This window comes from Mangrovibacterium diazotrophicum (assembly GCF_003610535.1).
Lineage (GTDB): Bacteria > Bacteroidota > Bacteroidia > Bacteroidales > Prolixibacteraceae > Mangrovibacterium > Mangrovibacterium diazotrophicum.
This window is the reverse complement of the sequence record NZ_RAPN01000005.1, coordinates 212,072-226,204: the sequence shown is the minus strand read 5'-3', so window position 1 is coordinate 226,204 and position 14,133 is coordinate 212,072. Positions and strand designations below refer to the sequence as shown.

Sequence of the window (14,133 nt, the reverse complement as noted above, 5' to 3'; positions counted from 1 at the left end):
CCGGTTTTTAATAAATGTGTATCTTTAACTATGCATGATTTCAGCCCCGAAAATATTGCCCGATTGTTACGAGCAGGCTTGCCTGGCAAAAAGTCTCATCTGAAGATGATTCCGCCTGGCCGCGAATTGGCTGTTAGCGAGTCTGAGACGGATCAGGTTCGGAACAGCTCGGTGTTGCTTTTACTGTTTCAGCATGAAGGTAAATTGCATACGTGTTTAACCAAACGGGCTACGGGGATGAAGAATCATCCGGGACAAATCAGTCTTCCGGGCGGAAGGATCGAAGAAGGGGAGAAGCCCGAGGTGACCGCATTGCGCGAGGCGCAGGAAGAAGTTGGAATTGATCCGGCAGATGTGCTTTTGCTGGGACGTCTTTCCGATTTGTACGTGCAGGTTAGCCGGTTTAAAATATTTCCATTTGTAGGCTGGTTAGACTACAAGCCCGAATTTCAGATCAATGTGGCCGAAGCCGAAAAAGTTATTTTATTCCCGATTCAGGAATTCTTCGAAGAAAAGCGCTTGAAATATTTCCCCGTTCAAACGAGCACTGGCTTGTTGGATGTGCCTTGTTTTCAGTTCGACGGTGAAATAATATGGGGAGCAACAGCGATGATTTTATCCGAGTTTCTGGATGTGCTGAAATACCCGCAGTTTACGATGTCTCAATAAGATTGACGTAGTGGTGGTAGGTGTTTAGAACCCTGTTCACGTAATTGTAGGGTTCATCGCCACGGCAATAGCCCCATTTTACAACCGGGTCGCGGTAATATTTTGAGGCCGACTTATTCAATAAGAAATAATCCACATTATTTGTCCAAACAATTGGAATTTTATTGTACTTGGCAGCAAGTCGCTGGGCGTCTTTTACGTGTCCCAAGCCTACATTGTAGGCAGCCAGTACGAATTTGATCCGCTCCAGCGAGTCGGGTACTTCTTTTCTGAAATTGTCATCAAGCCACTTCAGCATGCGCACACCGACTTCAATATTTCTATCAGGTTCTTCGTAATCAATGATTCGGAAGAGGTCGGCAGATTCCGGCATCACCTGCATCAATCCGTAAGCACCCGCCCATGAAGTGGCTTCCGGGTCGAATTTGGATTCCTGGTAAATGACGGCAGCTGTCAGACGCCAGTCGAGTCCATAGTGTTTGCTTTTGGCTTTGATGATGTCGTCGAAAGGGGAGATCTTGCCGTTGCTGATGGAGTGATAGTCGTCCAAAGCCAGTAGGTGTGCCCGACTTACTTCAAAATATTTATTGTAGAGAATCGCAAATTCCTTCGTCTTTTTGAAATTGATAATCCAGTTATTCAGGTAGTTCAACCACTCGGGGCTGTCCCGCCGGACGGCCCAGGCAATGTTTTGAGGAAAACTAACCGGTGTTTCGATATCCAGATTGGGGAAATAGGTTTGGTTAACCTTGGCGACATTTTCGTCGCAAACAGTGTAGTCGATTTCACCTTTCGAAACCATTCCCACGAGCTGTTCAACGCCGTAAATGGTATCTTCCTCAATATCAATTTCTGCTCCGATTTCATCAGACAGGTTTACCAGTCGGCGATAATAGGCTGTGTTTTTTTGCACGTGGATTGTCTTGCCTGCCAAATCGAGCTGGTTTCTGATCAGTGAATCTTCCAGTTGGTCTTTCGGCAATCGTTCCCAATTGTCAGGGCGACGTTGCACCAAAACCTGTCGTGTTTCTTCAAGCGGAACGGTAAAGTCGATCAGCTCGTTTCTCGATTTTGTCACGGTGAGGTTTTTGGCAATCAGGTCGTATCGTTTGTCTCTTAGTCCATCGAATGTTTCTTGCAGGTTGTTGCTGACGGAGATTTCAAGTTTGAGGCCCATGTCTTTGGCCAGGTGTTGCAGTAATTCGTACTTGAATCCCATTGGGCGGCCGCGGTAAATGAAGTAGTTCGTCGAATTATAGTCCACAACGGCTTTCAGCTTTCCGGTTCGCATGATCCGGGTAAGCTCGGTATTTTTCTTCGACTCGCTGACTTGCTCGTCTAGTTTCCCCTTCGTTCCGCACGAAAACAAGAGGGATAGAAAAATAGGGGTTAGGACGTATGTCGCTAATCTTTTTCTCTTCATACCAGGAACTTAGCGTTGTCTAATCGTAAAAAGTCCACGCAATGCCTAAACGAAACGTTCTGCGGTAAAGAGGGTAGTCGGGTGCTGCCCAAAAATTTCCGTCAAGCATCCCAGTTGCAGCATTCATCAACTGGAAAAATGCCCTGGTTCGTTTCAATTTTAGATTCGCATGCAGGTCCACTATTGGAAAGTTACCAATTTTTTGTTGATTTTGCCAATAGTAACTTCCGGTAGCCGAATTAAAAGCGTCAGCATAATACGCTGTTGTATACCGAACATCAAAGCCAAAATCAGAATACATGACTTTGGATATCAGTAGTTTGAAGCTTACGCTCAAGTAGCCGGTTAGGTCCGGTAAATGCAAATAATCTTCCTGATTTGATTTTTGCCACAGCGCCTGTGCCCGGATCAGCCAGAATTTGGTTTCAATGTCTTTGTTGAGGTATGCCGATAGTACGAGCATTTCGCTTCCTCCTTGTTCAGGCAAGGCATCCTCGTTGTTAAATATGTAATTGCCAATCAAGGCGTAATTGAATCCTAACGTCAGATGACGCCGTTGCGAGTGGATCTTCGATTTGATGATCATCTCGTTGGTGTTGTCAAACCGGTTGATCCAGTTGTAATGGTTGGAGTGATACTGTTGCTGGTAGTAATCAGGAACGATCGTGTTTAGCTCACCCGATACAAATAAGCTGGTTGTGTCTTTGCCGATGCGCAGCGGTTTGTATATGAAAGCGCTGAGCTCGGTTTGCCCCGAGCGGTAGCCCGTGGTGTAAAATTTTCCCTGGATATTCCAGCGCCAAAATTCACCTTCATCGCGCGAGATAGCTCCACCAACGAAGGTGTTGTGCATTTTGTCTTTCACCAGGTAGGTACTGTCGACATCGGCCATGCGGCTCGAAATCAGGTCGTGCCCGATGAAAACCCGTTTGCTGAATGTGTATTTTCGGTTCGGCGATTCGTAAAATTTGAGTTGAAGGACGTTGGTCAAACGATTGTAATAAACAGAGTCGCCTGTCACTGAGGAATCTCTGGCTGATGGATAGTAGTCGAGATCAGGTGCTGTGTCCTCATAAATCCGGCGGTTCGAAGAATATTCCAGCTGATGGATAAATCCGGATATGGGGCGGAAAACATCATTCAGATTGCCTAACGAGTCTTCCTGTTCCTCGTATTTTCCCAGTTTATATTCGTTGTTAAGCCAAATCGTATTGTTGCTTATTTGCGAATTTGCGGTGGTAAGGTTAACCAGGTAGGTTTCTGTTTCCTGGTATTCATTTAAATCCTGATCCGGTTCCAGCCCGCCGTTCTCTTCATTTTTAATTCGGTTGAAGATTATAGCACCGTGAGAATTGAATTTATCCGAGCGGTAGGTTGTCGCCAACCCGATATCGTGAAACTTATTCTCCTGGTACTGATAAAACCCGGTCGATTTGTCTTGATCGTAAAACAGCTGGAAGTTGAACTTTGGGGTCGCATTCTGGCTGTGAAAAACGTTGAAACGGGTTTCGTTTCGGGTGTTTTTATTATCGCTTTGGGTATAATCGAGAATGGTGTAGGGGGTCGTGGTGTTCATGAACTTGATATCCCCCGGAAACTTGGCGTAGGCTTCGTACGATCGGTAGAAGTAAAAGTCCGATTGATAGTCGCGGTTGAAAAAATCGCCAAACTGATAGGCTCCACCAATATTGCCGGTAAAAACGGGACGAAGGTCGCGCTTGAAAATGGGGTTGTAAACGTGGTAGAATCCGAGGGTTGTGTCCAATTGGGCCTCTTCAAAGTTGGCGCCGTAATTTTCAACTTCCCAATTTGTGATGATGGACGGTACGTATTTCTTCTCTTGTTTTTTTGAATCTTCATCATCCGTGTGCTCCCCATCCTGCTCCTCATCGAATGTTGAATTACCTCCCGTACCGAATGTCTCAACGCCTTGCTGGGCCCTAACGAGGTGACCAGCAAATACAAAAAGAAGAATAAAGAATAACTGTTTTCCAATCATAACCGGGCAAAGATAATTAAAACTGTCAGTCGCACTGTCTTTTAAACTTTAAAAAAACTTATATCTGTTTGGCCTTTGTTAAGAAAACCAAACAGTACAAAAGAAGCACTTTTAGCAGGTTGATTTTGCAGTGATTTGCAACGGGGAATCGATCGGCTTCGAGGGGTGAGCGATTTTTTATTCTAGAAATAGAGGCTATTCCACGGAGTCGCTGTAACTTGTACACATAAAAACACTTTCGTTTTCAAGCAGATCATAAAGCCGGCTTTACGCGGAGGACTCGTGAGGGGGACAGTGGCGGAAAACAATCCCAAACAGAAATAATTTTATTCGGTTTCCACGACTATTGTCGAAGGCTGGCAGTTGAGTTTTATTGAGAAAAGTTAATCCTCAGAAGAAAAAGCTATGGCACAGATAAAACAAAGGGGCGTTATTGAACTGGGCAAGTCATTGTTGATGGTGGTGTTGGGATTAGCCTTGTTGTTCATCCCCGAAGTGACCCTGGTTTCGTTGGCCCGCCTTGTCGCGATTTTTCTAATTGTTCAGGGCATTTTTGTTGCTTTGTCTGCGTTCCGATATCGCCGGGCTGATATTAATAAATATGCGTTTGGTCTTGAGGCGGGCGTTAGTTTGATTGTTGGTTTCATCATACTTTATAACCCGGGAACGACCATCTCGTTTTTTGTCGTTGTGCTCGCCATCTGGGCTATCCTTGGAGGTTTGTTAATGGCCTTTTCCTTTAATCAACTTCGGAAAGCGGGCGTCACTAGTTGGTTTTTATTTTTCAATAGCTTGGTTGCGATGACCTTCGGGCTGGTGTTGATTTTTGAGCCGCTGCGCGGTGGTTTTGCGTTGGCTTCAATTATTGGTGCCTTTGTTTTGTTGCATGGCTTGTTGTCGCTCTTTTCTGCTTTCTCGCGGTAGTGGATTCAACACTTGTCAATCGTTTTTAACCTTGTTTGTCTTCCTTTTTCCACAGTTGTGGAGCTGCTTCTACTTGCGATTGAATGTCTTTTTCAAAGCTCAATCTTTTTATTTTTCTGAATTTCAGAGTTTAAGCTGAATTGCTTTGGTTGCGCCTGATTTTGGAATGCTTTTCCCATTGTTTCCTCACGAATACAATAACATTCAAAATAAATAATGATATGGAAACAACAGAGAAAACAGTAAGCAGATTAGGTTATCAAACAGAGAAATCAAAGGAGTTGGTCAATCGCATGAATGTGCTGATCGCAAGCTATCACGTGCATTATCAAAAATTGAGAAACTTCCACTGGAATGTAACCGGGAAAGACTTTTTTGATTTACACGAGAAATTCGAAGAGCTTTACGATTTTGCAAAAGTGAATATTGATGATTTGGCGGAACGTGCTCGCGTTTTCGGAGCTAACCCGATGGCTCGCCTTTCTGATTATTTGCACTATTCACGAATTGCTGAGCCGGAAGGAATTCCTGCACCGGAGCGCATGGTTGAGGAAATTTTATCCGACTTCGAAATTATTCTTTCGCAAATGATAAACGTACTGGATCAGGCGAACGAAACCGGCGACGTTTCTACTGTTGACCTTGTCAACAAGATGGTGAAATCAACCGAGAAATATTACTGGATGTTTAGTGCCTGGTCGAAAAATTAATTCATAGCAGGCTTGGTTGCTTGGGGGCAATTGGTTACGCACCATTGCCCTTTTTTTGTGCCAATTTTTTCAACTGTTTGAGGCGAGTTATTGACATATTCTTTCAAAATTTGCGCACTTTTGCTTTCTTTATATTCGCGACAAAATCTGTTTCACTATGACTCCAAACTACGACGAAGGATCAATTAAAACGCTCGACTGGCAAGAACATATCCGGAAAAGACCGGGGATGTACATCGGGAAACTGGGTGACGGTACTGCCAGCGATGACGGGATATACGTGCTGTTGAAGGAAGTCCTCGATAACTCGATTGACGAGTTTATGATGGGCTTCGGGAAGAAAATCGAAGTAAAGGTTTCGAACGAGCTGGTCAGCGTGCGCGACTACGGCCGGGGTATTCCGCTGGGTAAGTTGAAGGACGTTGCCTCGAAGATGAATACCGGTGCCAAATACGATTCTGAAGTCTTTAAAAAGTCGGTGGGTTTGAACGGTGTTGGTATCAAGGCCGTGAACGCGCTTTCTACTACTTTCAATATAAAAGCTTTTCGTGAGGGGCAGGTGAAGGAAATTATTTTCTCGATGGGACAGGTTGTCGAAGAGAAAGAAGTTACAACTACCGAGCAGCCCAATGGTACCGAGGTGAGCTTTGTTCCCGATGGCGATATTTTCCGCAATTATCGCTTCCGCGCCGATTACGTGGAAAACATGATGAAGAATTACTCGTTCCTGAATGCGGGCCTGGTGATTTATTGCAATGGCGAGCGCTATCAAAGTAAGAACGGGTTGAAGGACTTGCTGGAGGAAAACCTCGACTCAGAACCACTTTATCCGGTTATTCACCTGAAAGGGGAAGACATTGAGCTTGCATTGACTCACGGCAATCAGTATGGCGAAGATTATTATTCGTTTGTCAACGGTCAGCACACCACGCAAGGGGGTACGCACCTGGTTGCTTTCCGCGAAGCAATCGTGAAAACCATCCGCGATTTCTACAAAAAAGATTTTGATCCGTCCGACATTCGGGCGTCTATCATAGCAGCGATCAGTATTAAGGTTGAAGAGCCTGTATTCGAGTCGCAGACGAAAACCAAGTTGGGCTCACGGGATATTGGTCCCGATGGTCCGACAGTTCGTAACCATGTGGTCAACTTTGTGAGCAAAGAGCTGGACAACTACCTGCACAAAAATGGCGATGTTGCCGAGGTGTTGTTGCGCCGTATACAGGAGTCGGAGCGCGAGCGCAAGGCCATCTCCGGAATTAAGAAGCTGGCGAAGCAGCGTGCTAAAAAGGTGAGCCTCCACAACCGCAAACTGCGCGATTGCCGGGTTCATTTCAATTCAACGAAAGACAATAAAGCGGAATCGAGCATTTTCATTACTGAGGGTGACTCGGCCAGTGGTTCGATTACCAAGTCGCGCGATGTGAACACACAAGCGGTTTTCAGTTTGAAAGGAAAGCCTTTGAACACCTTTGGCCTGACCAAAAAGGTGGTTTACGAAAACGAAGAATTCAACCTGTTACAAGCAGCTTTGAACATCGAGGAAAGCATGGATGACCTTCGTTACAACAAAGTGATTATTGCAACCGATGCCGATGTGGACGGTATGCACATTCGCCTGTTGTTGATTACATTCTTTTTACAATTTTTCCCTGAAGTGGTTAAAAAAGGGCATTTATACATTCTGCAAACTCCGCTATTCCGGGTACGCAACAAAAAGAAAACATTTTATTGCTATTCGGACGAGGAACGCGTTTCGGCCATTGCAGAGTGTGGCAAGGCAGCGGAGATTACCCGATTTAAGGGGTTGGGTGAAATCTCGCCCGACGAGTTTAAAAACTTCATTGGGCCCGACATCCGTTTGGAGCCGGTGCTGATGAAGAAACACGAGTCGGTGTCGCAAATGCTGGAATTTTACATGGGGAAAAATACGCCGGAGCGACAGGAATTCATTATAGGAAACCTGTATGTGGAAAAGGACGAAGTTTAATAGCAACACATAAATGCAATTAAGGTGAGCGAAGAGGATATCAAAGCAGATCAAGCGGGTTCTGAAAAGGGAGACAACATTACGTATTTGTCGGGGATGTACCAAAACTGGTTCCTCGATTATGCTTCGTATGTAATTCTGGAGCGGGCGGTTCCGTATGTTAACGACGGACTGAAACCGGTACAGCGACGGATTTTACATGCCATGCGCGAAATGGATGACGGACGTTACAACAAGGTAGCGAACATCATCGGGCAAACCATGATGTATCACCCGCACGGTGATGCGTCGATCGGTGACGCCTTAGTGCAATTGGGGCAAAAAGACCTGTTGGTGGATACCCAGGGAAACTGGGGAAACATCCTGACGGGTGATGGTTCGGCTGCACCGCGTTATATTGAAGCGCGTTTATCGAAGTTTGCCCTCGACGTTGTTTTCAACCCGAAGACGACCCAGTGGAAGTTGTCGTACGATGGCCGAAACCGGGAACCTGTGACGCTGCCTGTGAAATTCCCTTTGCTGCTGGCACAAGGTGTTGAAGGGATCGCTGTTGGCTTGGCATCGAAAATATTGCCCCACAACTTCATCGAACTGATCGACGCGTCGATTGCACACCTGAATGAGGAAGAGTTTGAATTGTATCCCGACTTCCCAACGGGAGGTTCGGTTGATGTGGCTAAATACAATAACGGGCTGCGTGGCGGTGCCGTTAAAGTTCGTGCTAAAATTGAAAAGCAGGACAACAAAACTTTGGTGATTACCGAACTGCCCTTTGGGAAAACAACGAGCACGCTCATCGAGTCCATCATCAAGGCGAACGAAAAGAATAAGATCAAGATCAAACATATCGACGATAATACGTCGGACAAAGTAGAAATTCTGGTGCACCTGGCACCGGGTGTTTCTTCCGATAAAACCATCGACGCCCTTTACGCATTTACCGACTGCGAGGTGTCGATTTCGCCCAACTCTTGCATCATTGAAAACGATAAGCCGCTTTTCCTGGGAGTTAGCGATATCCTGAGGCGAAACACGAACCAGACGGTTGCGCTGTTGAAGCTGGAACTTGAGATTAGGAAGAGTGAATTGCAGGATGCGCTGCATTTTGCCTCGTTGGAGAAAATCTTCATCGAAGAGCGGATTTACAAGGATAAAGAATTTGAACAGGCGGAGAACATGGATGAGGCGATTGCCCACATTGATAAACGCCTGGAACCCTGGAAGCCGAAGCTGATCCGCGAAGTTGCCCGCGAAGATATTTTGAAGTTGATGGAGATTCGCATGGCGCGAATTTTGAAATTCAACACCGACAAGGCGAACGATCATATTCAGTCGATTGAAGATGAGATCGCAGAAATCAACAAAAACATCGAAAACATTATTCCTTTCAGTATTGAATATTACGAGCGGATAAAAGCCAAATACGGAAAAGGAAAAGAGCGGAAAACCGAGCTTCGGAATTTCGAAAATATTGTAGCAACCAAGGTGGTTGTTGCCAACGAAAAATTGTATGTCGATTACGAGGAAGGTTTCATGGGAACCAGCCTGCGGAAAGCCGAATATGTTTGCGATTGTTCGGATATCGACGACATTATCGTCTTCCGGAAGGACGGAACTTATTTCATCACCAAGGTGTCGGATAAAGCCTTTATCGGTAAAAATATTCAGCACCTGGCGGTGTTCAAAAAGAATGACAAGCGTACCATTTATAATGTGGTTTATCGCGACGGAAAGGCCGGTAATTACTACATGAAGCGCTTTGCCGTAACTGGCGTTACGCGCGACAAAGAATATGATGTAACGCAGGGAACTGCCGGATCGAGAATTTGCTACTTCAGCGCCAACCCGAACGGAGAAGCCGAAGTACTGAAAGTGACGCTAAAACCGAAAGCCCGCTTAAAACGCCTGATGTTTGAAGTCGACATGGGCGAGTTGGCGATTAAGGGACGGGCCGCCATGGGGAATATTCTTTCCAAATTCGAATTGCACAAAATCGTCCTGAAGGAGAAAGGTGTATCAACTTTAGGAGGACGAAAAATCTGGTTCGATCACGATGTGCTGCGTCTGAATTCAGATGGTCGTGGTAAGTTCCTTGGTGAATTTCAAGGAGACGATCAGATTTTGGTGCTCTACAAAAACGGCGATTATCAGCTTTACAACTTCGACTTGAGTAATCACTTCGATCAGGATATCCTGATCATCGAGAAGTTTGATCACGAAAAAGTGCTCTCTGTTGTGTATTTCGATGCCGAACAGGAATTCTATTACGTGAAGCGATTCCAGATTGATGACGTTCAGGGAAAACGGGTTGGTTTTGTTGGAGATCACCCCAATAATAAATTAGTTAGCATCACCTGGGTACATTATCCGAGATTAGAGATTACCTTTGGCGGGAAAAATGCTCAGCGTGAAAACGAGATCATCGAGGTTTCGGAATTTATCGGTGTAAAATCGCATAAAGCGCGCGGAAAACGATTGACCAACTACGAGGTGGAGAATATTACCGAGTTGGAGCCGATCGTGAAAGACGAGGACGAGCATGAGATACCGGATGAAGAACCGGAAGAAGTGGACACTGAAGATGTTCCTTTCGAAGTAAACCGGAAGAAGAAAGATGATGAAGAAGATGATAAGAACCAAATGTCGTTATTCTAAATGAGGATCTATCTGATTGGCTATATGGCCTGTGGCAAAACTACTTTGGGAAAAGAGTTGGCCAAAAAATTGAGCTTGTCGTTCCTGGATTTGGATAAATACCTGGAGAAAAAATATTTTAAAACTATCCCTCAGATTTTTGAAGAAGAAGGGGAGTCGGGATTTCGTTTGAAGGAACAAGCCTGTTTGCAGGAAGTTTCGGAATTCGAAGATGTGGTGATTGCGACCGGAGGCGGTGCACCATGTTTTTTCGATAATGTGGAGGTGATGAACCGGACCGGAATCTGCATTTTTCTGGATGTTGATGCGGAAGAACTGGCCAATCGCTTGATGCAATCGAAAACAGAACGACCTTTGGTGAAAGGAAAGAGCCCGGAAGAGCTTGTTGGTTTCATTGAGGGCATGTTGGAAAAACGCCGTCCGTACTATGAACAGGCGAGCTACCAAATCACCGGATCGAATATTACAACCCCTGAAATTTTGTCCCGCATAGAGTTTGAGCATGAGTAAACTGGAAGTATGTGCATTGGCGTCGGGTAGTAACGGAAACTGCTATTATATAGGTAACGATCAGGAGGCAATCCTGGTCGACGTTGGTTTGAGCGCCCGCCAGTTGCAGCTTCGTTTGCAGGAGAAAGGAATTGCTGAGCACAAAATCAAAGCCCTGTTGATTACGCACGAGCATTGCGATCATGCACGTGGAGCACGGGTTCTGAGCAAACGCCTCCACATACCGGTGTACATTACCAAGAAGACTTTTTTAGCGCTGAGTAAAGCTAATCGGCCTGAGCATGTTGTTTGGTTCGATCCCGATCAATCTTTCTCGGTTGGAGAGTTCGAGGTGCATGCTTTTTCTAAATCGCACGATGCAGCCGACGCTTGTTCGTTCCGGGTGAGTTACGCCGGTAAACATGTCGGCGTTATGACGGATATCGGAGAAGCTTGCGATCAGGTTAAATCTCATTTTTCGGCTTGTCACGCCGTCTTTCTGGAGAGTAATTATGACGAAGACATGTTGATGAGTGGTCCATATCCTTATTATTTGAAACAGCGCGTATCATCAGCTGTGGGGCACTTGTCCAACTTGCAGGCCTATGAATTAGCGAACGAGTTTGCAGGCGAAAATCTCCGCACAATTTTCTTAAGTCACTTGTCGGGTGAGAACAATACGCCCGAAATAGCTGATGCTGTGTTCGATCCGTTACGCAGCCGATTCCAGGTTGAGTTGACTTCGCGACATCAATCCACGGCCATTTTCGAACTCTAGAAAACGGTTAAAAATTCTGCTTTTTCCTCTAGGTTTGTAATTTATTTTGCGAATTGCCCACATTTTTTTGGATCGTCACTTCGGATTGCCGTATATTTATCTTTCATGTTATTTAGTTAATTTGAATCGGTTGCACCCCGCTAATTGATCAAAGCTATGTTGAGATTGCTACCTCGCCTTCTTGGAAGAGAAAAACGGAAATACAATCACGCGAATTTGTCTAACTCCAATCAAGGTGTATTTGACAGTTTGATTGAAAATTCGCTGGTCGGAATGTACATTATTCAAGACCATCGTTTTCGGTATGCGAATAAGCGTTTCGCCGATATCTTCGGGTACAAACCGGACGAGATTGTCGATATTCTGGGACCTGAAGATTTGGTTGTTGAATCAGATCGTTCAAAGGTCGTTGAAAATGTGAATGCCCGGCTACAGGCAGAGGTTGAATCGTTGGAATATGAATTTGAAGGCAAGCATCAATCAGGGAAGACTGTTTACGTACGCGTACTGGGGAATCGAATTGATTATAACGGGCGCCCCGCAATATCCGGGTCAATTATCGATGTAACGAAACATCATCAACTGGAGCGTGAGTTGAAGATGAGCGAGGAACGCTTGCGAATTTCCTTGGAAACGACTGAGACCGGTATCTGGGATTGGGATGTTTCGAACGATCAATGGTATGCATCGCCAATATTTTACACGATGCTGGGGTATAAGCCAGAGTACGGACATCACGACCGGTATGTGTGGCTTAATCGGGTGCACCCGGAGGACCGGATGGAGGTGATTCGCAATATTCAACGTATTTTGGCGCGCGAAACAGACGAGTACCGTTATGAAGCGCGAATGTTGCATGCCGACGGAAACTATCGCTGGCACCAGGTAATTGGCTCAGTAGCCGGACTTACCGATAGTGGTTTTGTGAAACGGATTGTTGGGATTCGAAGGGATATTACTCATCTGAGACTAGCAACAGAGAATCTCCGCAAACAGGAAGAACAGCTGCGGGCTCTGATCAATGCACTTCCGGATATGATGTGGTTGAAAAATTCGGAAGGTGTTTTTCAGCTGTGTAATAAGCGCGTTTCCCAATTTTTTGGCAAGCGGGTGAACGAGATCATTGGGAAAACCGATTATGATTTCGTCCCCAAAGACATTGCTGATCATTTTCGAAGAGAGGATAATACGGCAATGGAGGTCGGCGAATCTTATATTTATGAAGAAGAAATTGAGTTCGCAGACCGGCACCGGGAGATCTTGGAAACGATTAAAACGCCCCTGTTTGAAGAGAATGGGCACTTGATAGGTATCTTAGGGATTGGGCGGGATATTACCAAGCGGAAGGAGTTGGAAAAGTCGTTGCGCGAAAGCGAAGAGAAATATCGCTACATTTTCGAGAATGCGCCGGTCGGAATCTTTAAAACAGCTGCTACCGGTGAGTTTGTGATCTTTAACGATACGCTGATTCACCAGTTTGAGTGTTGCGATGCCAAAGAATTTGAAAAGCACTACGATAATGTACAAAAGCTTTGGGTCAATGATTCGGCGCGAGAGCAGTTTGCCAATGCACTGAAGAAAGAGGGGGCTCTTTACGGCTACGAGTTCGAAGCGAAGTTAATCAGCGGAAAAATCAAGTGGTTTTCGTTGTATGTGCAGTATGATCCGGAAGATAAAAGTTATGAGGGATTCTGTGTCGATATTAGTTCGGTGAAGCAGAACGAAGCAGATCTGATTGTTGCCAAGGAAAAAGCGGAAGAAAACGATCGGTTGAAAACTGCTTTCCTTATGAATATGTCGCATGAGATCAGGACACCGATGAATAGCATTTTAGGTTTCCTGGAAATGCTGCAGGATCCTGACTTCGATGAAAAACAGAAACAAAGTTTCTTCGATTTGGTGAAGATGAGTGGCACCCGGCTATTGGATACCATCGGGAATATCATCGAAATTTCTCGCATTGAAGCAGGGCAAAGTAAGCTGATTTTGACAAGTGTAGACTTGAAGACAGAGTTTCAGTTTCTAAAAGATTTATTCCAGACGCAAGCTGAAGCAAAAAATATATCGCTCCAATGTATTCTACCGGAAAAGGACGAGGTTGATTGCATTGAAACCGACAAATACAAGCTGGAAACGATACTCATCAACTTGTTGAAGAATGCCGTGAAGTTTACATCTGAAGGTTCGATTGAATTTGGCTATTTAAACGAAGCCGAAAGTTTCCTGTTTTTTGTGAAGGATACTGGTTCCGGAATTTATCCCGACAAAATGGAGTTGATTTTTGAACGGTTTGTTCAGGCCGATATGAATTTAACCCGTTTGAAGGAGGGATCGGGTTTGGGGCTTGCCATTTCCCAGGCGTATGCTGAAGCGTTAGGTGGACGAATTGAGGTGACTTCTCAAATTGGAAAAGGAAGCGAGTTTGTTTTCAGAATGCCTAAAAAATAAAAAAAACCCGAATTTCTTCGGGTTTTAAAAAACAAAGAGTAAAAATAT

General features: G+C 45.1%; 10 protein-coding genes. 8 read left to right on the top strand and 2 right to left on the bottom strand.

All coding sequences use genetic code 11. The features are described from left to right. The first annotated feature begins 30 nt into the window (after positions 1-30). Positions 31-669, top strand: coding sequence for an NUDIX hydrolase (locus BC643_RS22095; protein WP_120275519.1), 639 nt, complete (start codon positions 31-33; stop codon positions 667-669). On the opposite strand, the gene BC643_RS22090 is transcribed toward BC643_RS22095, so the two are convergent. Further along, the gene (locus BC643_RS22090) at positions 653-2,092 is read right to left on the bottom strand and encodes an MltF family protein (protein WP_120275517.1); all 1,440 of its coding nucleotides are present in this window, start codon (positions 2,090-2,092) and stop codon (positions 653-655) included. The genes BC643_RS22095 and BC643_RS22090 overlap by 17 nt on opposite strands. Before the next feature lie 19 nt (positions 2,093-2,111). Beyond that, positions 2,112-4,091 carry a putative porin gene (locus tag BC643_RS22085; RefSeq protein ID WP_120275516.1) on the bottom strand — a complete coding sequence of 660 codons (1,980 nt, stop codon included), beginning with the start codon at positions 4,089-4,091 and terminating at the stop codon, positions 2,112-2,114. Between the two features lie 405 nt (positions 4,092-4,496). Here BC643_RS22085 and BC643_RS22080 point away from each other — a divergent pair, with 405 nt between their 5' ends. The 7 genes from BC643_RS22080 to BC643_RS22050 all read left to right on the top strand — a co-directional run bounded on the left by BC643_RS22080 (position 4,497) and on the right by BC643_RS22050 (position 14,085). Then, positions 4,497-5,015: an HdeD family acid-resistance protein gene (locus BC643_RS22080; protein ID WP_120275514.1), complete on the top strand. Its 519-nt coding sequence runs from the start codon at positions 4,497-4,499 to the stop codon at positions 5,013-5,015. A gap of 221 nt (positions 5,016-5,236) precedes the next feature. Continuing rightward, positions 5,237-5,725 carry a Dps family protein gene (locus BC643_RS22075; RefSeq protein ID WP_120275513.1) on the top strand — a complete coding sequence of 163 codons (489 nt, stop codon included), beginning with the start codon at positions 5,237-5,239 and terminating at the stop codon, positions 5,723-5,725. Positions 5,726-5,882: 157 nt separating this feature from the next. Then, entirely contained in the window at positions 5,883-7,715 is a 1,833-nt protein-coding gene (locus tag BC643_RS22070) for a DNA topoisomerase IV subunit B (RefSeq protein WP_120275511.1), read from the top strand. A 24-nt stretch (positions 7,716-7,739) separates the two neighbouring features. Continuing rightward, on the top strand, positions 7,740-10,370 hold the full coding sequence (locus BC643_RS22065) for a DNA gyrase/topoisomerase IV subunit A (protein ID WP_245995048.1): 2,631 nt from the start codon (positions 7,740-7,742) through the stop codon (positions 10,368-10,370). Continuing rightward, complete coding sequence (locus tag BC643_RS22060; protein WP_120275508.1) at positions 10,371-10,880, top strand: shikimate kinase; 510 nt, start codon at positions 10,371-10,373, stop codon at positions 10,878-10,880. Next, on the top strand, positions 10,873-11,637 hold the full coding sequence (locus BC643_RS22055; RefSeq protein WP_120275507.1) for an MBL fold metallo-hydrolase: 765 nt from the start codon (positions 10,873-10,875) through the stop codon (positions 11,635-11,637). The genes BC643_RS22060 and BC643_RS22055 overlap by 8 nt, the downstream gene beginning before the upstream one ends. A gap of 156 nt (positions 11,638-11,793) precedes the next feature. Next, positions 11,794-14,085, top strand: a complete 2,292-nt coding sequence (locus BC643_RS22050) for a PAS domain-containing sensor histidine kinase (RefSeq protein ID WP_120275505.1) — start codon at positions 11,794-11,796, stop codon at positions 14,083-14,085. Positions 14,086-14,133 lie beyond the last annotated feature (48 nt).

Excerpts from the sequence above, each read along its gene's own strand:
- BC643_RS22095 (WP_120275519.1), top strand. The coding sequence starts at position 31 with ATGCATGATTTCAGCCCCGAAAATATTGCCCGATTGTTACGAGCAGGC.
- BC643_RS22090 (WP_120275517.1), bottom strand. The coding sequence starts at position 2,092 with ATGAAGAGAAAAAGATTAGCGACATACGTCCTAACCCCTATTTTTCTA.
- BC643_RS22085 (WP_120275516.1), bottom strand. The coding sequence starts at position 4,091 with ATGATTGGAAAACAGTTATTCTTTATTCTTCTTTTTGTATTTGCTGGT.
- BC643_RS22080 (WP_120275514.1), top strand. The coding sequence starts at position 4,497 with ATGGCACAGATAAAACAAAGGGGCGTTATTGAACTGGGCAAGTCATTG.
- BC643_RS22075 (WP_120275513.1), top strand. The coding sequence starts at position 5,237 with ATGGAAACAACAGAGAAAACAGTAAGCAGATTAGGTTATCAAACAGAG.
- BC643_RS22070 (WP_120275511.1), top strand. The coding sequence starts at position 5,883 with ATGACTCCAAACTACGACGAAGGATCAATTAAAACGCTCGACTGGCAA.
- BC643_RS22060 (WP_120275508.1), top strand. The coding sequence starts at position 10,371 with ATGAGGATCTATCTGATTGGCTATATGGCCTGTGGCAAAACTACTTTG.
- BC643_RS22055 (WP_120275507.1), top strand. The coding sequence starts at position 10,873 with ATGAGTAAACTGGAAGTATGTGCATTGGCGTCGGGTAGTAACGGAAAC.
- BC643_RS22050 (WP_120275505.1), top strand. The coding sequence starts at position 11,794 with ATGTTGAGATTGCTACCTCGCCTTCTTGGAAGAGAAAAACGGAAATAC.